General features: G+C 75.4%; 21 protein-coding genes and 1 pseudogene. 10 read left to right on the plus strand and 12 right to left on the minus strand.

The genetic code is table 11. The features are described from left to right. Window positions 1–249: 249 nt before the first annotated feature. Genes OG871_RS34210 through OG871_RS34220 form a run of 3 tightly spaced genes read left to right on the plus strand, consistent with a single transcriptional unit; the run spans window position 250 to window position 4,978 of the window. Window positions 250–1,629, plus strand: coding sequence for an acetyl-CoA carboxylase biotin carboxylase subunit family protein (locus OG871_RS34210; protein WP_371502143.1), 1,380 nt, complete (start codon window positions 250–252; stop codon window positions 1,627–1,629). Further along, window positions 1,626–3,641, plus strand: coding sequence for a PEP/pyruvate-binding domain-containing protein (locus tag OG871_RS34215; RefSeq protein WP_371502144.1), 2,016 nt, complete (start codon window positions 1,626–1,628; stop codon window positions 3,639–3,641). Before OG871_RS34210 ends, OG871_RS34215 begins: the two co-directional genes overlap by 4 nt. A gap of 50 nt (window positions 3,642–3,691) precedes the next feature. Further along, window positions 3,692–4,978 (plus strand): MFS transporter, encoded by a 1,287-nt coding sequence (locus tag OG871_RS34220; protein ID WP_371502146.1) that lies wholly within the window; start codon window positions 3,692–3,694, stop codon window positions 4,976–4,978. On the opposite strand, the gene OG871_RS34225 is transcribed toward OG871_RS34220, so the two are convergent. After that, window positions 4,969–6,045, minus strand: a complete 1,077-nt coding sequence (locus tag OG871_RS34225) for a PAS domain-containing protein (RefSeq protein ID WP_371502148.1) — start codon at window positions 6,043–6,045, stop codon at window positions 4,969–4,971. The genes OG871_RS34220 and OG871_RS34225 overlap by 10 nt on opposite strands. Window positions 6,046–6,269: 224 nt before the next feature. Beyond that, entirely contained in the window at window positions 6,270–7,166 is an 897-nt protein-coding gene (locus tag OG871_RS34230; protein WP_371502150.1) for a hypothetical protein, read from the minus strand. Window positions 7,167–7,545: 379 nt separating this feature from the next. On the opposite strand from OG871_RS34230, the gene OG871_RS34235 reads away from it, so the two are divergent. After that, window positions 7,546–8,172, plus strand: a complete 627-nt coding sequence (locus OG871_RS34235) for a hypothetical protein (RefSeq protein WP_371502152.1) — start codon at window positions 7,546–7,548, stop codon at window positions 8,170–8,172. A 23-nt stretch (window positions 8,173–8,195) separates the two neighbouring features. Here OG871_RS34235 and OG871_RS34240 read toward each other — a convergent pair whose 3' ends face one another. After that, window positions 8,196–8,462 (minus strand): LapA family protein, encoded by a 267-nt coding sequence (locus OG871_RS34240; protein ID WP_371502154.1) that lies wholly within the window; start codon window positions 8,460–8,462, stop codon window positions 8,196–8,198. A 213-nt stretch (window positions 8,463–8,675) separates the two neighbouring features. Here OG871_RS34240 and OG871_RS34245 point away from each other — a divergent pair, with 213 nt between their 5' ends. Continuing rightward, complete coding sequence (locus OG871_RS34245; RefSeq protein WP_371502156.1) at window positions 8,676–10,154, plus strand: aminotransferase class I/II-fold pyridoxal phosphate-dependent enzyme; 1,479 nt, start codon at window positions 8,676–8,678, stop codon at window positions 10,152–10,154. Window positions 10,155–10,170: 16 nt separating this feature from the next. Here OG871_RS34245 and OG871_RS34250 read toward each other — a convergent pair whose 3' ends face one another. Continuing rightward, window positions 10,171–11,079 (minus strand): LysR substrate-binding domain-containing protein, encoded by a 909-nt coding sequence (locus tag OG871_RS34250; RefSeq protein WP_371502158.1) that lies wholly within the window; start codon window positions 11,077–11,079, stop codon window positions 10,171–10,173. 91 nt (window positions 11,080–11,170) lie between these two features. Continuing rightward, window positions 11,171–12,007, minus strand: coding sequence for an MBL fold metallo-hydrolase (locus OG871_RS34255; RefSeq protein ID WP_371502159.1), 837 nt, complete (start codon window positions 12,005–12,007; stop codon window positions 11,171–11,173). A gap of 167 nt (window positions 12,008–12,174) precedes the next feature. On the opposite strand from OG871_RS34255, the gene OG871_RS34260 reads away from it, so the two are divergent. The 3 genes from OG871_RS34260 to OG871_RS34270 all read left to right on the plus strand — a co-directional run bounded on the left by OG871_RS34260 (window position 12,175) and on the right by OG871_RS34270 (window position 16,646). Further along, window positions 12,175–15,315 (plus strand): FUSC family protein, encoded by a 3,141-nt coding sequence (locus OG871_RS34260; protein ID WP_371502161.1) that lies wholly within the window; start codon window positions 12,175–12,177, stop codon window positions 15,313–15,315. A gap of 342 nt (window positions 15,316–15,657) precedes the next feature. After that, complete coding sequence (locus OG871_RS34265) at window positions 15,658–15,993, plus strand: hypothetical protein (RefSeq protein ID WP_371502162.1); 336 nt, start codon at window positions 15,658–15,660, stop codon at window positions 15,991–15,993. A gap of 158 nt (window positions 15,994–16,151) precedes the next feature. Next, on the plus strand, window positions 16,152–16,646 hold the full coding sequence (locus OG871_RS34270) for a DUF309 domain-containing protein (RefSeq protein WP_371503496.1): 495 nt from the start codon (window positions 16,152–16,154) through the stop codon (window positions 16,644–16,646). Between the two features lie 47 nt (window positions 16,647–16,693). Here the strand turns inward: OG871_RS34270 and OG871_RS34275 are convergent, their stop codons facing one another. The 3 genes and pseudogenes from OG871_RS34275 to OG871_RS34285 form a co-directional block, all read right to left on the minus strand. Next, window positions 16,694–17,956 (minus strand): APC family permease, encoded by a 1,263-nt coding sequence (locus tag OG871_RS34275; protein WP_371502163.1) that lies wholly within the window; start codon window positions 17,954–17,956, stop codon window positions 16,694–16,696. Between the two features lie 169 nt (window positions 17,957–18,125). After that, window positions 18,126–18,473 (minus strand): GlsB/YeaQ/YmgE family stress response membrane protein, encoded by a 348-nt coding sequence (locus OG871_RS34280; RefSeq protein ID WP_371502164.1) that lies wholly within the window; start codon window positions 18,471–18,473, stop codon window positions 18,126–18,128. 52 nt (window positions 18,474–18,525) lie between these two features. Continuing rightward, window positions 18,526–19,106, minus strand: a pseudogene (locus OG871_RS34285) (MFS transporter); the annotation flags it as partial. Window positions 19,107–19,236: 130 nt separating this feature from the next. Between OG871_RS34285 and OG871_RS34290 the strand changes: the two are divergent. Further along, window positions 19,237–19,608, plus strand: coding sequence for a hypothetical protein (locus OG871_RS34290; RefSeq protein ID WP_371502165.1), 372 nt, complete (start codon window positions 19,237–19,239; stop codon window positions 19,606–19,608). A 59-nt stretch (window positions 19,609–19,667) separates the two neighbouring features. Here OG871_RS34290 and OG871_RS34295 read toward each other — a convergent pair whose 3' ends face one another. The 3 genes from OG871_RS34295 to OG871_RS34305 form a co-directional block, all read right to left on the minus strand. Continuing rightward, on the minus strand, window positions 19,668–21,212 hold the full coding sequence (locus OG871_RS34295; protein ID WP_371502166.1) for a serine/threonine-protein kinase: 1,545 nt from the start codon (window positions 21,210–21,212) through the stop codon (window positions 19,668–19,670). Then, the gene (locus OG871_RS34300) at window positions 21,209–21,982 is read right to left on the minus strand and encodes a serine/threonine protein kinase (protein ID WP_371502168.1); all 774 of its coding nucleotides are present in this window, start codon (window positions 21,980–21,982) and stop codon (window positions 21,209–21,211) included. Before OG871_RS34300 ends, OG871_RS34295 begins: the two co-directional genes overlap by 4 nt. Window positions 21,983–22,105: 123 nt before the next feature. Continuing rightward, window positions 22,106–23,740 (minus strand): BBE domain-containing protein, encoded by a 1,635-nt coding sequence (locus OG871_RS34305; RefSeq protein ID WP_371502169.1) that lies wholly within the window; start codon window positions 23,738–23,740, stop codon window positions 22,106–22,108. Window positions 23,741–24,066: 326 nt separating this feature from the next. Here OG871_RS34305 and OG871_RS34310 point away from each other — a divergent pair, with 326 nt between their 5' ends. Next, entirely contained in the window at window positions 24,067–24,513 is a 447-nt protein-coding gene (locus OG871_RS34310; RefSeq protein ID WP_371502170.1) for an MFS transporter, read from the plus strand. A 166-nt stretch (window positions 24,514–24,679) separates the two neighbouring features. Here the strand turns inward: OG871_RS34310 and OG871_RS34315 are convergent, their stop codons facing one another. Further along, window positions 24,680–25,303: an AAA family ATPase gene (locus tag OG871_RS34315; RefSeq protein ID WP_371502171.1), complete on the minus strand. Its 624-nt coding sequence runs from the start codon at window positions 25,301–25,303 to the stop codon at window positions 24,680–24,682. Window positions 25,304–25,517: the final 214 nt, after the last annotated feature.

Here is a 25,517-nt window from a genome sequence, read left to right on the forward strand (position 1 = left end):
CTGGCCGTCGAGCGGGGGAGGAGGTGTGGCGGTGCGAGGGTGGCGCCGGGTGATCACATCTTGATCATGACTCGTCAAGTGATGGTTGTTTGGCATTCGCCAAAGTTTCGAACGACCCACACCGCCTTTCGTCACCCTCCGTCGTGGTTCGGTTGCTCATAGCCGGAGTTCGGGCCCGTCGGGCCGGGCCCGCTCCGGCGGCCGCCCCCGCAGGCCCCACCCGTGCCTGCCCAACGCCGAGGAGCACCTGTGAGCGCAATCCTGTTCGTCCACGCCAGGGGAGGGCCGCCCCTGGAGTACGCGATTCCCCGGATGGCCGCGCACGCCGAGGTCCACGTGCTGGCACTCGCCCCGCTGCCGCACGGCACCGCCGGCGGCTGGCTCCCGCACTGCGCCTCCGTCACCGAGGCCCCGCCGACGGACGGCGAGGCGCTCGTCGACCTGGTCTGCGCCCACGCCGGGCGCGTCGCGGCCCGCGCGGTGACGACCTTCTCCGAGTACGCCGTGGTGGCCGTCGCCCACGCCGCCGCACGGCTGGGTGTGGCCGGTGCGGGGAAGCGGGTCGAGGCCGCGCGCGACAAGCGGCTGATGCGCAGGACGTGGCGCGACGCCGGAGTACCGATACCCGGCTTCGCGGAGATCCACCGCGGCGCCGACATCGACGAGGCCTTCGCGCGGCTCACACCGCCACTGCTGCTGAAGGCGGCCTGGAGCGCCGGCTCCACGGCGCACCTCACCGTCCACGACCGCGAGCAGGCCGCACTCGCCTGGCAGCGGGGCCGCGCGGTGATGGCGTCATCCGCCGAGGACGGCTACGCCGAACTGCACTCCGCCGGCGAGGGGGTGAGCGACTTCCTGCTGGAGGAGATCGTCACCGGCGGCACCCTGGGATGGTTCGACGGCCACGGCTGGGGCGACTACGTGAGTGTGGAGGGCATCGTCGCGGACGGCGTCTACCACCCGCTGGCGATCACCGGCCGGATGCCGACCGTCCCGCCCTTCACCGAGCGCGCGAGCATCGCACCCGCCGAGCTGCCCGAACAACTGCAGCGCCGGATCGAGGAACTCTCCCGGGCGGCCGTCGACGCGCTCGGCCTGGAGACCTGCGCCACGCACACCGAGATCAAGCTCGCCCCCGGCGGCCACGGCATGTGGCTGATCGAGACCGCGGCGCGCTTCGGCGGCGTCCTGACGACCCGCCAGGTGGAGGAGGTCTTCGGGCTCGACATGATCGGCATGCTGACCCGCCAGCTGCTCGGCCGGCCCGTCGACTACCCGCCGCGGATGGCCACCTCGGGGACGGGCGCCGCCGGCTCCCTGGTCATCCTCGCCGTCGACCCGCTGGGCGAACCGTGGACCGAGCACCCGCGCTGGGACTTCGCCGCCGTCGACTGGGCCGAGCTGCTCCAACCCGGCTCCCGGATCGAGCTGGTGGAAGAGAAGAGCCTCCCGCCCGGCACCCCGGTGCCCGCCTACCGGGAGGCGGAGGGCGCCAACACCATGGCCGCCCTGTGCTTCCTCACCGCCGAATCCGCCCCCGCCCTGCTGGCGGACTGCGCGCGGATCGTCGACGCCCTCCCCAAGGCCCTGACCGCGACCGCCCGCCTCACGACAGGTATGCCCCAGTGAACGCCAACGACAGCACCGACCGGCAGTCCACGACGGCCGCCTCCCCGCACGGCGCGGTCGTCGGAGCCCGGCTGACCCTGCCGCTGTTCGAGCAGCTCTGCGGGACGCTGGGCGGCCACCCGTACGTGAAGGTCGTGGTGGACCGCCACCGCGACGAGTGGCACGTCCTGGACAGCGCCGTGCACTCCTTCCACGTCAACTACATCGCGACCGAGATCGACGGCCTGACCCTGGAACAGCTCGACGCCGACCTCGACGGCTTCAACCACAGCGTCTACCACGACCCCGAGCGGCGGTACCTGCTCGGCGTGCTCTCGCTGCACTCCGGCGGCCGGCCGGGCGACGGCATCAAGCCGTTCATGGTGCTGGAGACGACCGAGGCCGACACCATGGGCGCCGAGCTGCTGACCGACTTCCACCGCTTCGTACGGGCGCACCTGGACGAGGCGCTGGCCCTGCTCACCAAACCGGCCAACCACGCCCAGCAGAACGCGCTCACCGGCGTGCCCGAGACCGTGCTGCCCCGCACCGGCGGCAACGAGCTCTTCGCCGCCAGGCCGTTCGTGCCGCTCACCCTCGGCTCGGCCGTCGGCCGCCTCCGGGCCTTCGCCGACACCGAGGAGTACCGGGCCGCCCGGCCGGGCCTCGCCTGGTACGACATTGTGGCCATGCCGGTCGTCCCCGACGACATCCCCCGGCTGGCCGGCCTGCTCAACGCCCGGCCCACCACGCCGCTGTCGCACACCAACATGCTGGCGGCCGGCTGGGGCGTACCCAACGCGATCGTGCGGGGCGTGCTCGACCGGATCGCCGCCGAGGGGCTCGACAACTCCTGGGTCCGCTACGAGGTCACGGCCGACGGCGTCACCGTCGAACGGGCCGAGCAGCCGGCCGACCTCACCCAACCCGTCTGGCACACCCAGCGGATCCGGATCGACGCCCCCAAGGTGGAGGACGTGCCGATCGTGCCGCTCTCCGAGCTCCGGGCCGGCGACCGCAGCGGCTACGGCACCAAGGCCGCCAACCTGGGCGAGCTCCACCACGTCCTGCGCCACGGATCCGCCCGGCTCACCGGCTACTACTCCGTGCCCCGGGCCCCGCGCCCCGACCTGCTGGCCCATCTGGCCGGACAGCTGCAGGTTCCCGAGGACGCCGATCTGGCCCGGGCGGCGGCCGACTTCCTGGCCCGGCACGTCAGCGCGCCCGACGGCATCGCGGTGCCGTTCGCCGTCCAGCAGCGCTTCCTGGACTCCTCCCGCGCCGTCCAGCAGAGCATCGGCAAGCTCAAGATGGCCCTCGAACTCGGCGCGATGGACGCCGTGGACTCGGTCTGCGTCCAGCTCCAGCACCTGGTGGCCTCCACCCCGGTGCCCGACGACCTGGTCCGGGCCCTGGACACCCACGTGGTCCGGCACCTCGCCGGCGCCGACCGCCTCGCCGTCCGCTCGTCCTCCAACGCCGAGGACCTGCCCGGCTTCTCCGCCGCCGGCATCTACGAGTCGCACACCAAGGTCACCGACCTGTCCGGTCTGCTCGACGCGATCCGGCAGGTGTGGGCCTCGCTGCTCTCCCCGCGCAGCGTCCGGCTGCGCCACCAGGCCGGCATCTCGCTGGACGACACCTTCATGGGCGTGATCGTCCAGCGGTACGAGCCGTCCCCGCTCGGCGGGGTGATGGTCACCTGCAACCCCACCAACCGGGCCGACTTCCGCAGCGTCTACCTCAACTGCACCCTCGGCTCGGCCTCGGCGGTCGTCGACGGCACCACCCTGCCGATGCAGTACCTCTACAACACCGTCGAGGGCGGTGGCCGCACCGTCTCGCTGGGCGCCGCCGAACAGGACCTCGACCCGGAGACCCGCACCGACCTGGGCCGGCTCGCCCTGGCCGGCCGCCTGCTGCAGTCCCACTTCGCCGGTGACTACACCTTCGCCGCGCCGCTCGACGTGGAGTGGCTGCTCGCCCCGGGAGGCCGGGTGCACCTGCTGCAGCTCAGGCCGTACAACGGCTGACACCGTCGCCGACCCGCGCCCGCCGCACCCTCCTCCCCGACGAAGGAACCATGTCCCCGTCCCTGCTCACCCGCCCGAGGCGGTCGGTGTCCGCACCGCCGGCGGTCCGTCGCGTCGTCCGCCTGAACAACGGCTTCCAACTGCTGTTCAACCTGCTGTGGTGGATGCCGGTCTTCTACGAGTACCAGCGCCAGGCCGGCCTGACGGACGGTCAGATCTTCGGCATCCAGAGCGTCTACTACGTGGCGTTCTGCCTGCTGGAGATCCCCACCGGCTTCATCGCCGACCGGATCGGCCAGCGCACCTGCCTCCAGCTCGGGGCCGCCGTCATGACGGTCGCCAACCTGCTGCCGGTCGCCTGGCCCTCGGCCGCCGGCTTCCTGCTGCACTTCCTGGCGATCGCCGCGGCCCGCTCGCTGGTCTCCGGCGCCTCCAGCGCGTACCTCTACGAGTACCTGCACGCCAACGGCGCCGGTGACCACTACGTCCAGGCGGAGGGCACCGCCAGGGCGCTCGGCCTGTGGGCGAAGATCGCCTGCTGGCCGCTGGTGGGCGTCCTGATGGGCCTTCAGCACCAGGCCCCGTACCTGCTCACCGCGGTCTGCACCCTCGGCTCGCTGGCCTGCGCCACCGCCCTGCCCGCCCTGGCGGCGCCGGACGGGGACGCCGTCCGGCCCGGTGCCCGGCGGCCGGAGGCGGGCGGAGCCGGGTTCCTCGACTCCGCCCGGCACGCGCTCTCGGTGCTGCGCACCTCCAAGGCGCTCGGTCCGCTGATGGTGCAGGGCGTGGCGATCTTCACGCTGGCCCGGATCTGCCAGGTCAACCTCTTCCAGCCGCTGCTGCTCGCCAAGGCCGTGCCGGTCGCCGACCACGGCGCCGTCCTGTCCGCGATGACCGTGGCCGAGGCGATCGGCTCGGCCCGTCCCGGCTGGATCCGCGCCCGGCTGTCGGACACGGCCGCGGTGACGGTGCTGAGCGTCGTCATGGCGGTGTCCCTGGCCGCCACCTCGCTGTCGGGCGCCGTGGTGACGATCGGCTGGCTGTGCCTGTTCGCGGCCGCGACCGGACTGGCCTATCCCGTCCAGCGCAACCTGATCAACGCGGCCATCCCGCCGACCCCGTACCGGGCGACCCTGCTGTCGCTGGAGTCGATCATCGACCGCGGTGTGTGCGCCCTGGTGGCGCTGGCCGTCGGCGCCTACCTCGCGGCCGACCGGCTGGACGCCCTGCTGGTGCACTCCGCGATCGGCACCTGCGTCCTGCTCGGCGGTGTCGCCGTCGTGCTGCGCCTGGTCCGCTCGCACGGCCGACCGGCGGTGACGGCGGATCAGCCGTGAAAGACGCCCGCGGTCGCCCGCGGCGGCCACTTGGTCGCGTCCAGGATCCCGAGCGCGTAGGCGCGGGCCACCATCTCCGGGCGGGAGGCCGCGTGCAGCAGTTCGCGCAGCCGGCGCAGGTGGTAGTCCAGCGCCTGGCGGGAGAGCCCCAGCCGGGAGGCCATGCCGCTGTTCGGCTGACCGCCGGCCATCAGGGTCAGGACCCGCAGCTGCAGCGGGCTCACCCTGGTCCGCTCCGGGGTCGGCGCACCCAGCGGGGTCAGCACCGCCAGCACCCGTTCGGTCGCGCCGCCGGACCTGACGGCGGCCAGGTCCGCCCGCAGCAGCCGGCCGCCGCCGCCCACCACCCGTAACCGCAGGACCTCGCTGCACCGCGAGGTCCTGCCGTTCACCAGATCCGCCCACGAGCGGGCCAGGGACCGGAGGTCGGCCTCCCCGTCCAGGTGGTCGACCGCCGCCGATCCCTCCAGCACGCCGCGACTGGAACCCAGGAGCTCCGCGGCGCCACCGCTGGCCCGCTCGACCCGGCCGTCCGGGCCGACGGTCACCACCGCGAGGCCGGTCCGCTCCCGCAGGGCGTACATCTCCTCGTCGACGGCCGCCTTCTCCTCCAGCGTCCTGGTGTGCCCGGTGACGTCGGAGTAGATACCGCCGACACAGGGGCCGTTGCTGCTCTCCAGGACGAACCGGTGACCGACCACCTGGCCCGGGGTGCCGTCCGGGTGGACGAACGCCAGACTGTGCCGGACCGGCCGACGGGCCGTCAGTACGTCGCGGTCCAGGGCCCGGAACACGGCCGCGTCCTGGGGCGGATCGACCTCCTCCACCCGACGGCCGGCGATCTCGCCCGGCTCCGTGTCGTAGAGGTGCGCGTAGGCGGCGTTCACCCAGAGGTAGCGCCCTTCACCGTCCCGGACGAAGGCCGGGGCGGGGGCGTAGGCGGCCAGTGTCGCGAACCACCGCGCGGCGTCCGGATCGGTGTCCGCACCGGGCTGACCTGGAGTCATGTCCTGCCAGGCGGGCGGCCCGTCGGGGTCGTCGAGTCCCGGTCGCCAGGCCGTGTCCATCCGTGTGCTCCTCCATCTCGCCGAAGGCGGCTCCGGTTCGGAGGCCCGTCAATGATCATGGATGAGGTGTCGGCCACACCGGCGACCGGGGTCGGTCCGGTGGGCGGCCGGGCGGATCCCGCAGCCCGTCACCGGACCTGACCACCCGTCCGCTGCCTCCGGTATACACCGGGCGGACGGGTGCCCGGGACCCGCAGAACGGCGGGGGTCGGGAGCGCCCGGGGTCAGGAGAGCGGGCGGGCCGGCCGCTCCGCCGCCGTCCAGTAGCCCGCGTCGGGCACCGTCCGCCCCCGCAGGTCCGCCCGGACACGCGAGGCGAGCCTCCCGGTCTCCCGGCGGTTCAGCGTCGCCCCGACCCCGGCACCGACCAGCATCGGTGCGAGCGACGGCAGTTTGCGCAGGGTGCTGCGGGTGATCCGCTTGGTGACCTTCTGCCGGACCTCGGAACCGACGGCCAGCCCCGCCAGGGCGACCAGCCCCGCGGGCCGGGCCGGCGCCGAACCGTCGATGCCCCGCCGGTCCGCCCAGGCGCTGACGTACGCGACCCCCCGCTGGGCGGTGCCGCCGGTCGCCGGCAGGCCGTAGACCTGGTGCAACTCGGCGATCAGCTTGACCTCCACCGCGGCCACCACCAGCGTCTCCGCGGCGATCTCCAGCGGCATCGCCAGCGGGACGGGCAGCATCGCGGCCGCCCCGATGCTCGCCCCCACCGCACTCGACGCCCGCAGCGCACCGGCGACCAGGAGGTCGGCCAGCTCCTCCGGGTCGCGCGCGCCCGGATGCTGCGCACGCAGCGTCGCCAGGTCACGGACCGGGATCCGCGGCGCCAGCTGCAGCAGCCGGTCGGCCAGCGCACGGCTGCCGTAGCCGGCTCCCTTCGCTGCCGCCGTACCGCCCCTGGCCGCCGCCGTACCGCCCCGCCCCAGCGCCCTGGTGGTGGCGCGCACCAGCGTCGCCGTCCGCCGTGTGCCGCGTCTGCGGGAGGCGGCCGAGCCTTCCTCCATCTCCCGGGCGAGCGCGGCGAGCTCGTCAGCCGCCTCCGCCGGGCTCAGCTCGCCCGCGACGTCGCCGGCCGGCCGGTCGGCCGGATCGGGCTCTGACGGTCTGCGAAGAAATCCCATGCCCTGCCTCTACCCGGCCGCGCCCGGCACACGCGCCCGTCCGCGCCCCGCACGGTCCGCGGCGGGCCCGGGCATGCGGAGAGGGCCGGTGACGGGCACCGGCCCTCGGGGGAGGTCGGGTGAGCGGGGCGCTCTGCATTGAGCTACAGCCCCGAGTGGTGGAGCTGGGAGGACTTGAACACTCCGTCTCTCCGCTCACCTGCCACGCTACTCCGAACGGGGCAGGAGGCAACCCCGACCGGGCGGCCCCGGTACGGGCCGAGGGTGAGAGTGCACGGCCGAACGGGCCAGACGGCTCGCGGGCGCCTGGGCGGCTGCGCCAGTGTGAACAGCCGGAGGTCCGGCACCGGTGCCCGGCCGTGGACTGTGGAGGGGATCCTTGACCAGACATCACGCGCGACCCGCGCCGACCGGGCCCGGGCCGCGTCGGCTGCTGACGGGCCTGGCGGTGGCGGTGGCGGGACTGACGGCGGTCGCCGCCTGCTCCAGCTCCTACGGCGGGTCAGGCGGCTCCTCGACGGGCGCGTCCAGCTTCTCGCCGGTGCCCAGCGGGTTCTCGGGGTCACCGCCGTCCGCGCTGTCCTCGCTCGCCTCCTCGGCCAAGGCCTCGGTGTCGGCCGCCGCGTCCTCGCTGTCCTCGGCCGCCGCGTCCTTCGAGGCCTCGGTCTCCGCGGAGCTGTCCCGCAGCAGGGCGGCCGCCGAGGCGGCGCTGCAGTCCGCGACAGGCCAGGGCAACGCCATCTCCGATGTGACGATCACCGGGGTGCCCCGGGCCACCTCCGGCAACCTGAACGCCGCGACGGTCACGATCGTCAACAGCAGTGGCGGCACGGCGTCGTACGCGGTGAGGGTCGAGTTCCTGGACACCTCGGGCGCCGTGGTCGACAGCACCGTGGTGGGCACGGAGAACCTGGCGGCCGGTGCGACGGCCACCCCGATCGCGTTCAGCAGGAAGTCGCCGGACGCGGCGCTCGTCCCGAGGGTCGCCCAGGCCCAGCGCTACTGACCCCCGGCCACCCGGCCGGCCCGTCAGCGGGCGACCGGTGGTCGCGCGCGGCGGCGGGCGAGGAGCCACCCGATCACCACGCCGACCAGCAGAGTCACGGTCAGGACCACCCACAGGGGCAGAGTGACGGTGGGGATCCACAGCTTGACCGACACCGACCCGGTGTTGGCCGCGATGAACCAGATCGCGAGCACCGCGAGGACGGATACCCCGATCGTGCGAAGCCGCACGTTCCGGCCCTTGACCGTGAGGGTCGACGGGCCGTGCGGCGGAGTGGTGTTCTGCGCCATACCTCCCAGTATGGTGCGGATCGCCCCGGAGGCACGACCGGGGCCCCGGCATCGAGGCGGCGGCCGTCACGACAGGAGGCGTTGCGAGGACCGGGACGGTGCGCCGCGGCGGCGATCCGGACCGGCCCCCGCCCGCGAGCCATAGAAGAAACCTGGACCCCACCAGAGAACAGCGGCATTCCGCTCCACCGCGGCCGGTGCCAGTCTCGACGGGTGAGATCCTCCCGCACCGCTCCCGTACCCCCGCAGCACGCAGCCCCCTACGCGGACGCCGTCGTGCGCACCACCGCCCACGACTGGCTGCGCCTCAACGTCCCCGGCCACGCGGCCGGCGCCCGGCAGTTCACCGACCTGTCCGGGCTGCTCGGCGACGCCCCGCTGCGGCTCGACGTCCCGCCGCTGCTGGAGGGGATCGACCTGGGCGCCGACAGCCCGCTCGACCGGGCGCTCGGCCTCGCCGCCGAGGCCTGGGGGGCGCGCCGTACCTGGTTCCTGACCAACGGCGCCTCCCAGGGCAACCGCATCGCCGTCCTGGCCGCGCGGGCCCTCGGCGACACCCTGGTGGTGCAGCGCAGCGTGCACTCCAGCGTGATCGACGGGCTGGTGCTGTCCGGCCTGCGGGCCGCCTTCGTCCACCCCTCGCTGGACCTGGACCTCGGGATCGCGCACGGCGTCACCGCGGCCGCTCTCGCCGAGGCACTGGCGGCGAACCCCGGCGCGGCGGCCGCGTACGTGGTGACGCCGAGCTACTTCGGCGCGGTGGCGGACGTCCGGGCCCTGGCGGAGGCCGCGCACGGGGCCGGCGTGCCACTGATCGTGGACGAGGCCTGGGGGTCGCACTTCGGCTTCCACCCGGACCTGCCCGGCAGCGCCCTCGCCCACGGCGCCGACCTGGTGGTCTCCAGCACCCACAAGCTGGGCGGCAGCCTGACCCAGTCGGCGATGCTGCACCTGGGCGAGGGGCCGTACGCGGACGTCCTGGAACCCCACCTCCAGCGGGTCTTCCACCTCACCCAGTCCACCAGCGCGAGCGCCCTGCTGCTGGCCTCGCTCGACCTCGCCCGCCGCACCCTGGTGACCGGGAAGGAGGCCATCGCCGTCTCCCTCGACGCCGCCGACGCGATGCGGGCGGCCGTCCGCGCGGCGGGCCGCTTCGCCGTCGTCAGCGACGGCTTCGGACGCTTCCCCGACATCGCGGCCGCCGATCCGCTGCGCGTGCCGATCGACACCCGGGTCGGCGGCATCGGCGGCCACGAGGCCAGGCGGCGCCTGATGAACGAGCATCGGATCATGGTCGAGGTCGCCACGGACTCGGCGATCGTCGCGGTGGTCGGCGCCGGGGCGGCCCCGGACCCGGTGCGCTTCGCCGAGGCCCTGCACGCGCTGCCCGCACCGCTGGCCGGGGAGGCCGCCCCGGCCCGGATCCGGCTGCCCGCCCCGGGCCCGGTCCGGCTGACGGCGCGCGAGGCGTTCCTCGCCCCGGGCACGGCCGTCCCCGCCGAGCAGGCGGTCGGCCGGGTGTCCGCCGACACCCTGTCCGCCTACCCGCCGGGCATCCCGAACATCCTCCCGGGCGAGGTGATCACCCGTGAGCTGGTCGACTTCTTCCGGCGCACCGCCGCCACCCCGGGCGGCCACGTCCGGGGCGCGGCCGACCTCGCCGTCACCACCCTGCGGGTCGTCGACGAGTAGACCGGCGGCAGGCCGGTCAGGCCGGGCCGGCCAGCACCCGGGCCTGCCGGCGCAGCGCGGCCAGCAGGCTCAGCGCGGCCGGCGACACCCCCGACCTGGGCATCGCGACACCGATCTGACGGGCCAGCACCAGGCCCTCCAGCTCCCGCACCACGATGTCCTCCCGGGGCCGGCCGAGGCCGAGCCGCGGGACCAGCGCCACCCCGATCCCGGCCGCGACGAAGCCCTGCATCACGCCGTAGTCGTCGGTGCGCAGCGCGTGCACCGGCTCGAACCCCTCCCGCGCGCAGGCCCGGCTGAGCAGCCGGTCGCACGGGTCGGCGTCGGTGGTGCCGACGATCCAGCCCTCACCGCGCAGCGCGGCCAGCGGGACGCGTTCCACCCCGGCCTGCGGGTGCCCGGCGGGCAGCACGAGCAGCAGCGGGTCCTCCAGCAGCGGGTGGACCGCGAAGTCCTCGTCCAGCCCGAGCCGGTCGCCGGGCTGCGAGAACACCAGCGACAGGTGCAGCTCCCGGTTGCGCAGGCCGGCCAGCAGATCGGGCAGCTCGCCCTCGGTGAGCGACACCTGCACCCCGTGGCCGTGCACCTGCCGGACGGCCGGCGGCAGCAGCAGCGCCCCCGCGGTCGGGAAGGTACCGACCCGCAGCGCGACCGCGCCCTGCTCGACCAGGCCCCGGACCTCCTGCTCGGCCAGCCCGATCCGGGCCAGCACGGCTTCGGCGTGCACCAGCAGCACCTCCCCGGCCTCGGTGAGCACCGCGCCGCGCGGGCCGCGCTCCACCAGCCTGGTCCGGAAGTGCGCCTCCAGGGTGCCGAGGTGGTGCGTGACGGTGGGCTGGCTGTGCCGCAGCGCACGGGCGGCCGCGGCGAGCGAGCCCTCGCGGGCGATCGCCCGCAGCACGTGCAGGTGGCGGAGTTCGAGCATGGCGGGCCTTGCTGTGGGCGGGGTGCCGGGCGACCCGCACGGACGGCCCCGGCCGGGGACCCGGCGGGTGCGGCCCGGCCCCCACGGTAGCTCAGCCGGCGGACGGGACCAGGGCCCGCAGCCGGTCGAACTCGAACGGGTCGTGCGCCGAGAACAGCCGGACCGCCGAACCCTGCTCGCGCCGCAGCTCGCGCAGCCGCTCCTGGTTGTGCAGCCGGGCCCGGTCGTCCCGGGAGACCAGGCGCTGGAACGCGGCCAGACCGGGCGGGCAGCGCGGCGTGGCGAGGTCCACCTCGGTGTGCGAGAAGTACGCGTCGCCGCAGTGCAGCAGCCAGCCGTCGCCGTCGCGTACGGCGATGCCGCTGTGCCCGCGGGTGTGCCCCCGCAGCGGGACGAGCAGCACCTCCGGGACGTCGTCCGCCACCGGGCGGGCCGCCTCGAAGCCGAACCAGGGGTCCCCGGTGGCCTCGTGCTCGACCCAGAGCGGGTTGTGCGCCCACTGCGCGGGACGGTAGCGGTCCTGCTCGTTGCGGGTGGCCCGGGCCCGGGCGGCCCGCAGCTCGTCGGCCAGCACGTGCACCCGGGCGTGCGGGAAGTCGCCGAGCCCGCCGGCGTGGTCGAGGTCCAGATGGCTGAGCACGATGTGCCGGACGTCCAGCGGGCTGTACCCGAGCGCCCGCACCTGGTGCAGGGCAGTCCGGGCGAGCGAGAGCTGCGGCCGCATGGTGAGCCGGAAGGCCCGCCCGAGGCGGCGCGGGTCCGCCACGTCTCCGGTGCCGAGCCCGGTGTCGACCAGGACCAGGCCGCCGGCGGTCTCGATCAGCAGGCAGTGGCCCACGATCCGTCCGGTCAGCAGCCCGCCGCTGCCCAGCAGCAGACGGCCGCCGGCCGGGCACATGCCGGCGCAGTCGAGGTGATGGATGGTCATGCCGCCTCCGCCAGGTCGGGGATCGCCGGACACCGGCGAGCAGGGACACTGTTCCCGCTGAGCGGGTCTCCCGTCCAGAGGCCGGGGCCACGGGCCGGCGGGCGCGGCGACCGGGACCCGGTGCGATCCTGGGGAAGGACGGCCGAACGGACAGGCAGGGACGGTCCATGACCAGCGATCCGGACACCGGCGGGCCCGTCGCGCGGGCCCTGCGACGGTCCGTCGCGTTCCTCCGCACCGGTACCGGCACGGCCCCCGAGGCGGCCCGGCGGGCCGTGCGCCTGACGGTGGCCGCCTGCGCCGGCTTCTACCTCTGCCTCTACGGCCTCGGACAGCCGGTGACCGGCACCTACGCGCTGTTCGCGGCGGTGGCGCTGGCGGGCCTCTCCCGGATCCCCGGCACCGGTCGCCAGCGTGCCGCCGTGCTGTGGCGGGTGCTGCCCGCCGGCTGGGTCCTGGTGACCGTCGGCACCCTGCTCGCGGTCCGGACCTGGACCGCCGTACTGGGCACCCTGGTGATCGGCTTCGTCCTGGCCTTCGCAGCCGTGGCGGGCCCGCGGATCGCCGGGGCCGCGCCGGGCCTGCAACTGCTCTACATCCTGCCGTGCTTCCCGCCGTACGAGCCGCAGACCCTCGGTGAACGCCTCGGCGGCGTCACCCTGGGCGTCCTCCTGCTGATCGCCGCCGAGGCCTTCCTGCTGCCCGACCCGCCGGGCCGCTCCTACCGCGACCTCGCCATCGAGGCGGCGACGTGCGCGCAGCGCTGCGCCGGCGAGCTGTCGGCCGCACCGTGGGCGCTGTCCACCGGCTCCCGGGCGGCCGCCGAGACGGCGGGCGGAGCGCTGCGCCCGTCCCGGGTACCGCTCGTCGAACGGCAGGCCGGACCGGGGGTCAAGGCCCGCGCGCTGGCCGACGCGGGCGGCGGCGCCCGCGTCCTGCTGGCCAGGCTGCGGGACCTTCCCGAGGCCGTCGGGCACCGGCCCGCCGCCACCGACCCCGGGACGGAACTGCTCGGTGCGGTGGCCGCGGCGGCCGGCCTCGCCGCGAGCGCCCTGCGGTCCTGGCTGCCCGCCCCGGCCACCGCCCTGGAAGCGGCGCTGGAGCACTTCCGGCACCGCCGCGCGGCCTGGGCCGCCACCGCCGAGGACGGCCTGACGGGTGCACTGGGCCGGCAGGCGGCACTGCTGGAGGTCGCCGACGCCGCCCTGTTCACGCTGCGCGCCGTCGACGTGGCCATCCGCGGCCGCCAGGCGCCGCCCGCGGCCCCCGGGGGAGCGTTCTGGTACGCCGGGAGGCCCGCCGCGGTGCTCTGGTGGAAGCGGGTGGCCGGCAACCTCAGCCCGCACTCCGTCCACTTCCAGAACGCCGTACGGATCAGCCTCGGCCTGGCCGCCGCCCGGACGGTGGCCGGGGTGGCGTCCCTCCCGCACGGTTTCTGGGCCATGCTGGCCGCCCTCACCCTGACCCGGACCACCGCCGTACAGACCCGCGACGGCGTCCGCCGGGCCCTGACCGGGACGCTGCTCGGAGCCGCGACAGCCGCCCTGCTCCTGGTGGCCGTCGGCCACCGCACCGACGTCTACGCGATGGCCCTGCCCGTGGTCATGCTGGCGGCCTTCTGCCTCGGGCCGGTGCTCGGCCTCGGCTGGGCGCAGGGCCTGTTCACCCTGGTGGTCTCCATGGTGTTCGCCCAACTCGCGCCCGCGGGCTGGCGGCTGGCCGAGGCCCGGGTGCTGGACGTCCTGGTGGGCAGCCTGATCGGTCTGGCGATCGGGGTGCTGGCCTGGCCGCGCGGCGCCCACGACGAGCTGCGCCGGGACGTCGCCGTGCTGCTGCGCACCGTCGCCGGGACGGTCACCTCGACCACGGCGGCGGTGGCGGTCGGACGGCGGCAGCCCGAGGACGGCAACCCCGCGCTGCTGCACGCCCTGATCATGGCGGAGTCGACCTACACGCAGTACCAGAGCGAGCCGCCCGGCGCCGCGCCGAGCGCCACGGACTGGCAGGCGGCCCTGATCGCCGGCCACCACGCCCTGCGCGGCTCGCGGCGGCTGCTGGACCGGCACGAACTGTCCGGCGGGCAGCCGCCGCGCTCCGACGCGGGTGCCTGGCTGGTCCGGCGCGGCGACCGGGTGGCCCACCGGTACCTGCGGGCCGGCGAAGCGCTCGGCGCCGCCGCCGGGCCCGCCGCGCCCCGGCCGACCCCGCCGGCCCCGGCCTGCCGCCGGGCCTCGGCGACGGCGCCGTCCCGCCCGCCGCGCTGCCCTCGCTGTTCGACACCGACGCCTGGCTCCGCGCGCTCGTCGCGGACCTGGCCCGGATCACCCCTGCCCCGGTACCGGCGGCGCGGCCGGCCGGCGGCTGAACCGCCGCCGGCCTGCGGGGCCGTGCGGCGGAGCGATCTTTCGGTCCCCACCGTAATGCCTTCGGTGGACGCGTTCCCTAGCGTGGAGGTGCCCGGCCGGACCATGCGCCGGGCGCGTCGGACAGCAGGTCCGCACCCGGCCGGCCACCGGCCCCGGGTGGACCTGACGCTGGGCCGACCCACCCGACGTCCGCACGGACCCGGCCGGTCCGTGCGCGAGCGCACGGCCGCCGGCCCGCACGGTCCGGGAGCCCGCGCCGCCCCATCGGCGCGGTGCCTCCCGCTCTGTCGCCGAAAGCAGGAGAAACCCTTGAACCCCGTCTCCGTCGCCGTCCTCTCCGGCGACCCCCTCTCGAGTGCCGGTGTCGCGGCCATGCTCCGGCCGAGCCCCGCGGTGAACCTGCTGCCGGCGACCCGCAGAGCCGAGGCCGACGTCCTGCTGCTGCTCACCGGCGAGGTGACCGAGGAGACCCTCGGCTGCCTGGAGAAGACGGCCCGGGAGTCCGAGAACGCGGAGATGCGGATGGTGATCGTCGGCGACGTGGTCCGCGAGCAGCACCTGATGCGGGCCGTCAACTCCGGTGTGACGAGCGTGATCCACCGCCGCGAGGCGACCCCCGAGCGGTTGCTGCGCGCCGTGCTCGGGGCCCGGGACGGCCACGCCGAGATGCCCGGCCACGCGGTGGCCTGGCTGGTCGAGTGGGTCAGGGCGATCCAGCTCGACGTACTCGCGCCGAACGGGCTGACCACCTCCCCCCTGGAGAGCCGGGAGGTGGAGGTGATCCGGCTGATCGCCGAGGGGCTGGAGACGGCCACCATCGCCGAGCGGCTGAACTACTCCGAACGCACCATCAAGAACATCATCCACGGCGCCATGAGCCGGCTGAACCTGCACAACCGGGCCCACACCGTCGCGTACGCCCTGCGGGCGGGCGTGATCTGACCCGGCCGCGCCCCTCGCCGGGCGAGGACCGGGCGGGCGGGCAGGCCCCGGTGTACGGATGGGCGGCGAACCCGCCGACCGGCCGGTTCCCGGGCCCGGGGCCCTTTCAATGGAGACCGCCGCGCAGGGCCGCCGCGCCCGCCGACCTACCCCCGGGGCGTGGTCGGCGCCCCTGCGCGGCACCTCCTTCGGCGCCGGGCCCCGACCACGGCGGCCCGGCCGCCGCCCCCTCGGGGCCCGACGGCCGCCCCTTCGGTCGCCACCGTCGTCCTTCCGGGCCGGACCCGCGGCCCTCGCGAGATCACCCACCGTCGTCGTCGACCGTTCCGAGGGACCACCACGTTGTCGCACCGAACCGCCCCGGCCGCGGCCACCGCCGCCGTCGTCCTCACCCTGCTGCCGACCGCGCTGCCGTTCGTCCCGTCGCCGGCCGGGTCGCCCGCCGCGCCGTCCACCGGGGACGGGCCCGCGCCGAGGGCGGCCGGCGCCGTCGACCGGGCGGCACCGCCCGGCGCGCCCGCCCCGGACCGCCACCGCCCCGCCGAGAACTACGCCGTGCGTTACCGTCTGGAGCCGCGCCGGGGCTGCCCCGTGGTGGAGCTGCGTACGGTGGCCGACCGGGCGTCCGAGCGGGTGTACGTGTGCGTTCCGCGGACCGTCCGGAGCATGGAGACCTGACAGGTGCTGACCTGCGCACCCGGACGCGCGACAATCGTCGTATGAGCGAATCGGTGCAGGAGGGCGGCGACCCGGTCTGCTGGCTGGAGCAGGTCTGCGCCGCGTGCGGCCGACTGCGCGAGCGGCCCGGCCCGGGACCCTGCGAGCACTGCGGGGCCGTGCCCGCGGACCGGCCGCCGAGCCGCGGCGGCCGTGACCGGGACGCCGCCGGCCGAGCCCGCAACGGGCGGCCCAGGGACGGACTCGGGCGCCCCCTGCCGTACGGGCGCCAGGGCGTGATACGGCAGCCCGAGGGGGTGGTCCGCTCCGCCGAGCAGACCTTGGTGGAGGCGCAGCGGCTGCTCGACGCGGGCCGGCCCTTCCACGCCCACGAGGTGCTGGAGGACCGCTGGAAGTCCGGCCCGGACGCCGAACGGGCCCTGTGGCGGGGCCTCGCCCAGTTCGCCGTCGGCCTGACCCACGCCGCCCGCGGCAACCCGGCGGGCGCCCGGGCGCTGCTGTCCCGGGCGGCCGGTGGCCTGGCCCCGTACGGGGAGACACGCCCGTACGGCGTGGACCTCCCGGGCATCGTCCGTTGGGCGCGTGAGCGATCGGACGCCGAGGACGTCCTGACGACGCCGGACGTCCCCCGGCTGACCACGCCCCGGCACTGACCGGACGGCGGAGCCGTCGGCCCGGCGCCACCCCGGCCGCCGACCCGTCAGGCCCGTCCGGCCGCCCGCCGCAGGCCGTACGAGGCCGCGCCCAGCGCGAGGACCGCCGCCCCGACCGCCACCGAGGCCGCCGGGAGGGTGCAGGCCAGCACCAGGCAGCCGGCCGCGCCGAGGACCGGGACGACCCGCGGCGGTCGGTTCTCCCCGGGCGTCAGCGTCCAGGCGGCGGCGTTGGCGATCGCGTAGTAGACCAGCACACCGAAGGACGAGAATCCGATCGCCCCGCGGACGTCGGCGGTGCCCGCGACGGCCGCGACCACCGCCCCGACCGCGAGCTCGGCGCGGTGCGGGACGTGGAACCGCGGATGGACGGCCGCCAGCGCGTGCGGCAGGTGCCGGTCGCGGGCCATCGCCAGGGTGGTCCGGGAGACGCCCAGGATCAGCGCGAGCAGCGAGCCGAGCGCGGCCACCGCGGCACCGGCCCGCACGACCGGGGCGAGGGCCGGCGCCCCGGCCGCGCGGACCGCCTCCACCAGTGGCGCGGTGCTCTGCGCGAGGCGGTCCGGCCCCAGCGCCGCGAGCACGGCCACCGCGACGGCCGCGTACACCGCCAGGGTGATGGCCAGGGCCAGCGGTATCGCCCGGGGGATTGTGCGGGCCGGATCGCGGACCTCCTCGCCCAGCGTGGCGATCCGCGCGTACCCGGCGAAGGCGAAGAAGAGCAGCCCCGCGGCCTGCAGCACCCCGCCGGCACCGGTACCGGACCCGACGGCCGGCAGGGCCCGCCCGTCCGCGCCGCCGGCCAGGCAGACGGTGACGGTCGCGGCGAGCACGGTGAGGACGACGGCCACGATCGTCCTGGTCAGCCAGGCGGACTTCTGCACTCCCGCGTAGTTGACGGCCGTCAGGGCGGCCACGGCGGCGACGGCCACGGCGTGGGCCTGCGCGGGCCAGAGGTAGGTACCCACGGTCAGCGCCATCGCCGCGCAGGAGGCGGTCTTGCCGGCCACGAAGCCCCAGCCCGCGAGGTGGCCCCAGAAGGCGCCGAGGCGTTCGCGGCCGTAGACGTAGGTCCCGCCGGAGGCCGGGTGGCGGGCGGCGAGCCGGGCCGAGGAGGTGGCGTTGCAGTAGGCGACGGCGGCCGCGACCGCCAGGGCGGGCAGCAGTCCCGAGCCGGCCGCGCCGGCGGCGGGCGCCAGGGCGACGAAGATGCCCGCGCCGATCATCGATCCGAGACCGATCAGTACGGCGTCGAACACGCCGAGCCGCCGCTCCAGCCCACCGGTGTCCGCCGGGGTCCCGGTCCGCATGGTCACTCCTCGCCGACGCCGCGCCCGGGCCCGTGGTGGGTCCCGGTTCCGGCGCACGGTATCGGAGGAAGGTGACCGGGTGTCCGCGGGGCCCGGTCGAGGGGCCGTCCACGGGGAGCGGCCCCGCCGCGCGCCTGGGCGCGGGGGGCCGCCTGCCGGGGCCGGCCGGTCAGCGGGTGGTGCCTCGGCGCCCCCAGGCCGGTGCCACCAGGGCGACGAACAGGACGGCGAAGCCGATCTGCAACAGGTGGCGGATCCAGTCGATGCCCGAGGTGTGTGCGACCCCGATCCAGCCAGCCACGAGGTTGCCGACCAGCGCGCCGAGCGCGCCGAGCAGCATCGTCAGCCACCACGGGATGGACTGCGGCCCGCGCAGGATGAGCTTGGCCAGCACGCCGAGGACGAATCCGATCAGCAGAATCCAGAGAAGTTGGAACATGAGGGCCTCCGGTCCGTCGTCCGTGCCACCGCACAGCGGTGTGATCATCAGCATCCCGCAGGGCATCCGATTCGGCATGTCCAGCGCCTTCGGCGGATCCGGCGCCCTGACCGGCCGGTCGGACGACCGGTCAGGGTGCGGCGGCCGATGCCCGGTCCGCGGGCGCGGGGGCGGCGGTGACCCGGGTGCCGGGGTGGCGCAGCGCGCAGAGGAAGGCGACCGCCAGGGCGGCGGCCATGCCGTAGAACACCCGCTGGTCGGCCTCGGCGAAGTCCGTCCGGATCTGGCCGAGCACGGGCTGTCGACGCCGGGCGCGCCGCTGCCGCCGCCGTGGCCGGTGATGCTCTGGGCGATCCGCTCGGCGGTCGTCCGGGCCTGGCCGGCCGGGAGCCCGTGCTGCTCCAGGGTCTGCTGGACCCGGTGGGCGGTGGTGTGCAGCAGGACGGCGAGGCCGACGCTGGCCGAGTAGTCGCGGATGGTCTGGGTGATCCCGGTGACCTCGCCGTACGAGCGGCCGATGGCCCGGTTGACGGCGTCGGTGGACGCCGGGGTGAGCAGCAGCCCGATACCGGCGCCGGACAGCACGATGTAGGGCCACTGGGCGTTCAGCGAGCGGTCGGTGATCTTCCCGGCCCACAGGGCGAGACCCGCGGCGCCGATCGCGGTGCCCAGCAGCATCGGGGGCCGCGCTCCGCGCCGGTCCAGCATCCGCCGGTGACACGCCCTGACGGATGTCAGGTACCTGGCCGCGGGCCGTGGTGGTTCTCTGGTCCTACGCCGGTCCGGGCCGTCTGCGGGCTCCGGCAAGGCGTCAACACCCCATCACCAGAAGGAGATTCCCATGTTCGGTGTGCGCAGGCTGGCCCTGGCCGGTGCGGCGACCGTGCTCGGCCTCGGCACCCTCGGCCTGTCGGCGACCGCGGCCGACGCGGCGGGCGGCTGCTCCGCGAACGGCAACGGCACCTACAACTGCCACGTCTGGAAGAACGCCCCCACCTTCCGCGAGAACAACGTCCGGGTCGGCACGCTCTACGCCGGCGACAACTACTTCTACTGCCAGGCCAGGGGCACCGAGATGTCCGACGGGCAGTACCACAACTTCTGGTACGCCAAGACCGACGACGACTCCGGCAACCGCGGTGTCTGGGTCAACGTCATCTACCTCTCCGGCGGCGGCAACGACGAGCCCGTCCCGGGCCTGCCCTACTGCTGACCGGGAGACCGGGAAGCGGGGCCGGGCCGGCCGGGGACGGGGGTCCCGGCCGGCCCGGCTCAGCCGCCGTACTGCGCGAGGTAGCGCAGCACGGTGTCCACGTGCGGGCGGACCCGCTCGGGGACGCCCCCGGTGTCCGCGACCGTCTTGTCGCTGGTGCGGTAGCCGGCGACGATCAGGGCCGGCAGGTCCCTGGTGTACCCCCGGTGCTTGAGCTGCTGGTCGAGCCAGCAGACGTAACCGCCCATCGTGATGATCGCGTCGGGCGGCGACATGTAGTCCTTGCGGCCGTCGTGGTCGCCGTCCTGCGCCCAGGCGTTGAACACCGACGGCGTCCACATCGCGATGCCGTACTCCTGCGCCTGCGGCCGGGCGGCGGCCGGGTCGAAGCCGCTCTCCGCCTTGAGCATCGCGGCCAGCAGTGCCGGGGTGACCTCGGGCTCCGGGCACTGCCGGGCGGCCCGGTCGATCGGTTCCCGGAACTCGGCGGGCACGTCCGCGTCCGCCGGCAGCGCGCCGGCCGACGGCCCGGCCGACGGTGCGGTGGCGGTCGGGGGCGGCGGCGCGGGGGCGCCGCCCCCGGGCAGCAGGCCTACGGCGGCCGAGGCGGCGGCGGCCACCAGCCCGCAGGCCGCGAGCAGGGCGGCGGCCCGGCGCGCCCGCCGACCGCGCCGGGCCGGCCCGTCGACCGCCCGGACCCGGGCCAACAGTTCGTCCGCGCCGGGCCGGGCGTCGCGCCCGCCCGCGAGGCAGGCGCCGATCAGGGCGCGCCAGCCGTCCGGCAGCCGCTCGTCCAGGCGCAGCGGTGCGGCGCCCCGGGCGTACGCCTGCGCGGCGAGCGCCCTGGCCCGGGCGGTGGCGCCGAGGAAGGGGTGCAGGCCGCCGGTGAGCACCTGGTGGGCGAGCACGCCGAAGGCCCAGATGTCGGCGCTCGGCCGCAGTTCGACGCCGTGCGCGCCGGCCCGCTGGGACCACCACTCGGGCGGCACGTGGTCCAGCGAGCCGAGCGGCGGGGCGTAGGCGTGGGTGCCCTCCAGCTCGGCGGTCAGCCCGAAGTCGGCCAGCCGGACACCGCCGTCCGCCATCAGCAGGACGTTGGCGGGTTTGAGGTCGCCGTGCACCCAGCCCCGGCCGTGCATGTGGGCGAGGCCCGCGCACACCTCGGCGAGGATCCGCCCGGCGTCGGGGAGCGCGGCGCCGGCCTCACCGGCGCACAGCCGCTGCTGCAGGCTGTGCTCGGCGCGCTCCATCACCAGGGCGACGGCGCCGTCCAGCTGCGGGTGCCCGGGGTCCTGCAGGGTGACCACGGCGAGGGTGCGGATCAGCTGGGGGTGGTCGGCCTGTTCGCTGAACCTGACCTCTCGGCGCACCAGCTCCTCCATCGTGCGGCGCTGCACCGGGCCGAGCAGCCCCGGCGGCAGGAACTTCACCGCGACCGTGCCGCCTGCGGCGTCCTGCGCCGCGTAGACGCTGCCCCAGCCGCCGGAACCGATCAGTTCGGTGATCCGGTGGCCCGCGACCGGGTAGCCCGGCGGGACGTCGAGCGGCGGCCTGCCGGCGTCGTCCATCCGCTCCCGGCCCTCGCCGGGGCGCGCGCCGCTCACCGGCCGTGCGGCGGCGGGAGCAGGGACAGGTGGTCCTCGCGGACCAGGTCGAACCGCAGTGCCAGCGCGGCCAGTTCCTCGCGCTTGCGGCCGGTGCGCCCGGTGCCGCCCGGCTCCCGGTCCTCCTCCCCGCGCAGCCGCAGCTTCGCCTCCGCGAGGTAGTCGATGTGGTAGTTGACGGCGGAGCGGGTGAGCTTGCGGCAGGACGGCAGCGCCCGCAGGCGCTCCAGCACGTCGTTGACGCCGGGCACCGCGGCGGCGGAGGAGTCGCGCAGCCGCGGTTCGCACAGTGCCAGCAGGACCAGGAAGTACTTGGACGTCGGGTCCAACGCGAACGGGCTGACGGTGTGCTCGCCGCTGCCGGGGTCCGGGCCGCCGTCCAGGAAGGCGTGCTGCGGGGCGAAGACCTTGAAGTGGCTGGTGCCGGTGACCGAGGGCAGCACCACCCGGGAGAACTCGAACGGCACCGGCGCGCCCAGCCGCCCGGGGGCCACCTTGACGTGCTCGCCAGCGCCTTCGAGGTTCTCCACGACGTACGTCGCCGAGCCGCTGAAGTTGGACAGCCTCCAGTAGTCCTCGGCCGCCGTGACCTCGCCGGCCCGGCGGGAGACGCCCCGGTCGTCCAGCGCGATGGCGACCGGACGGCCCGGTGCGCCGCGGCCGAAGTCGGCGCTCTCGCCCGGGCCCATCCGCAGCAGCCCGGGCCGCTCCCGCCGGACACCCGCCAGGACGGCCGGGCTGTCGGGCAGCTGCACGATCACCGTGTCCAACGAGCTCCCCTTCCCGTAACGCGCACGAACCGATGGTACGCGTTCCGCCAGCGTCCGGTCACCCTGGGTCACCGGAAGGGGTAGGTCAGGGGCGGATCAAGGGGGGGTGAAGGGGGGGGCGGGTCAGCCGATGACGGACTGCTTGTGGTGGAAGACGTTCCCGCCGTCCCAGATCCGCTTGGCCAGCTGCAGCCGCGGATAGTTCTGCTTGTAGTACAGCCGCGGGTAGAGTGGCGCCGGGTCCGTCGCGATCCCGAGGTCCACGTCCGGGTAGTTGACGTAGGCGCCGTCCGTGCCGAGGTCGTGCGCCGCGTCGCTGATCTCCGGCACCCCGCCGGTCGCCGCGTAGACGTCCTGGTAGAAGCCCCGGATGAAGTCCAGGTGGGCGTCGTCCTGGGCGGGCACGGTCCAGTAGGTCTGGTACTGCAGCTTCATGCACGAGTCCCGCTGCGGGACGGCCGTCGCGCACGGGTCGACGGCGTTGACCCGGCACCCGTACGCGTCGATCTGCACCAGCGTCTGGGTCAGGTCCACGCCCGGGTCGTCCTTGGTGAGCCACGTCCAGGTGGCCTCGATGTTGTGGTCCGAGAACGGCTTGCGGTGGTACGCGGACTTGTACTTGCCGCGCTGGTTGGCGCCGGAGCCGTTGAGCGTCTGGGTCGCCTGGAGCCAGGGCATCTGCCGGCGGCGGTCCGGATAGGGCAGGAACAGGCCGCCCGCGCTGTCGGTCTGGACGGTCGAGGGCGTGTCGAGGCCGGCCTCCATCGCCGCCAGGAACGCGTCCAGCGGGCCGGCGTCCTGGCCGACCCACTGGCTGAACAGCGCGAGGTTGCCGTTGGTCTTGTGGGTGAGTTTCAGAATGCTGAACAGGTTGTTGTAGAGCGGCTCGTCCGGGCCGCTGTGCGCGGCGAAGAACTCGCCGAAGTTCCTCATCAGCCGGGTGAAGTCCGCCGGCTTCTTGAGGATCTCCGCCCAGGGCCAGGCGATGCTGCTCAGCCAGACCCGGGCCGGCGGCCGCGGCAGGTGCTCGGTGAAGTAGTAGCGCAGCACGACGCCGAAGTTCCCGCCGCCGCCGCCGGTGTGCGCCCAGAAGAGGTGCGAGGTGTCCGAGCCCTCGGGGTCGTCGCGGTGCGCGCGGGTCACCTCGGCCCGGCCGTCCCGGACGGTGACCACGTCCACCTGCGTCAGGTAGTCGACCGTCAGCCCGTCGCGCCGGTTGAGGACGCCGTAGCCGCCGCCGCAGATGTGCCCGCCCGCGCCCACCGAGTAGCAGGACCCGGCCGGGATCGCCACGTCGTAGCGGCGGAACAGCTCGGTGTAGACGTCCCAGAGTTCGGCGCCCGACTCCACGCAGTAGGCGGTGGCGCCGTACTTGTCCTTGGCCCGGTACGCGCCTCGCATGGTGCTCAGGTCGAGGATCGCGCCGCCGGTGTTCTCGACGAAGTCCTCGTAGCAGTGGCCGCCGCTGCGTACGGTGGGCCGCAGGCCCCGGTGGAGGGCCTCGCGGACGGCGGCGACGGCGCCCGAGTCGCCGGTGACCAGCTGGATGTAGCGCGGGTCGCTGGTCCACCGCTGGTTGAAGCCCTGGCTGAGGGTCTCGTAGCGCCCGTCCCCGGGCAGGACGCGGAGGTCTCCGGGATCGGTGGGCCCGGCCGGCTCGGCCCGGGCCGGCGTGGGCCCGGCCGCGACAGACGCCGCCCCGGCGGCCATCGCCCCGGCGGCGCCCAGGAGTTTGCGTCGTGAAACCTCGTGCTGCACGTGTCGACTCACCTTCACCGGAGTTGGAGCCGGGAGATAATCACACAGTTTGCTGGCGAAGCGTCAAATCATGTCGATTCCCGGCCAATTGAAGCTAGCATTCTTCCGAAGGTCGGCACTTCGGACACTCCGGGCCTCCCTACGGCGCTCGGCCCGCCCGACTCCGCCCACCCCGGCCCCGCCGACCGCCCGGGGCTGCGGGCCCGCCCCGGGCGGTCGAGAATGGCAGGGGGCCTGCCGGCCCGGTCCGAGCGCGGAGGTGGCGGAGTGTCGGGAGACCCGCGACGAAGGACCTCCTCGGCCGTCAGGCGGGGGCTTTCGTCTCGGTGGCGGTCGCGCTGTTCTGCATTCAGCTCGACTTCTTCGCGCTGAATCCCGCGATCCCCGGGATCTCGGCCGAGTTGGACGTCTCCGTGCCGGCCGCCCAGTGGACCCTCTCCGCCTACATGCTGGCCCTGGGCTGCCTGTTCATCGTCGGCGGCCGGATCGGCGACGTGTTCGGACGGCGCGGCGCGCTGCTGACCGGAACCGCCCTGTTCGCCGCCGCCTCGGTCGGCTGCGCGCCGGCACCGGGGCTCGGCGCGCTGGTGGCGGCGCGAGTCGTCCAGGGGGTCGGCGCGGTGCTGGTCCTCCCGGTCTCGGTCGCGGTGATCAGCAACGTCTTCCCCGCCGAGAGCCGGGCGCGGGCCCTGGGCGCGGCCTTCGGGATCGCCAACATCGGTACGGCGCTGGGCCCCTTCGTGGGCGGCGGCCTGACCGAGGGCCCGGGCTGAGCGTGCTCTTCGTCCTGCGCGAGCGCCGGGTCACCCACCCGCTGGTGGATCTGAACGCGGGGCCGTGGCCGCCTACGACGCCGTGCTGCGGGTCGGCGGCGCCGTCATCCTGCTCGCGGCCCGACAGGCCGGCGCCCCGGACCGCGACCGGTCGGCCGGCTGACGCTCACCGGTGCCCGGCCACCGGCCGGACCACCCCGGCACCGAAGCGCGCGGCCGCGTGCTCCCGGGACCCCCGGTCGAGCAGCACCACCGATGTCGCCTCCGCGACCGCGGCGGGCACCGGCGCCGAAGCGCGGCCGCCGGCCGCCGGCTGCGCCAGCGCCTCCAGAAGCCGGCCGAGCCCCGCGCAGTGCCGGTCGAACACCCGGCGCGGCGCCCAGCGGCCGCGGGCCCGCTGGCCCGCCAGGGCCTCCGCATGGCCCACGTCCAGCACCACCAGGTGCAGCTCCCGCCCCTGCCGTCCGGCGCTGCGGGCCAGCCAGCGGCGCAGCCAGGGACGGCTGCCGCAGTCGTGCACCAGCAGCGGTCCGCCGCCGCGCACCGCCGCCCGCAGCCACCGGAAGTGCACCAGCCGGGCCCAGGGCCGGTAGACGCCGTACGGGATCCGTTCGGGCATCACGGCCGCGCAGGCCTCGTGGACGTCGCGCGGGTCGACCACCGCCACCGCGGCCGACCAGCGGCGCAGCAGCGTACTCTTCCCGCTGCCCGGCAGACCGGACACCACGACGACCGCGTCCGGCGGGTAGTGCAGCAGCGCGCGGCCGTCCGAGCGTCCGCGCAGGTCCACCAGCCCGACGGTGCGCGGCCCCGCCGCCTCTGACCTGCCCTGACCGCCCATGTGTGCTCCCCGTCCCGACTCGACAGCCCCACAGCTTCGCACGGTCCCGCCGGGTGCCCGCGCCGAGGGTCCCGCCGGTAGTTGTCCGGACAACACTGGCCGTAAACCACGGGCCGGAGTGCCGGACCTCGGCCGTCGGCCGGCCGGGACCCGGGTTCGCGCC

Source organism: Kitasatospora sp. NBC_00374, assembly GCF_041434935.1.
Lineage (GTDB): Bacteria > Actinomycetota > Actinomycetes > Streptomycetales > Streptomycetaceae > Kitasatospora.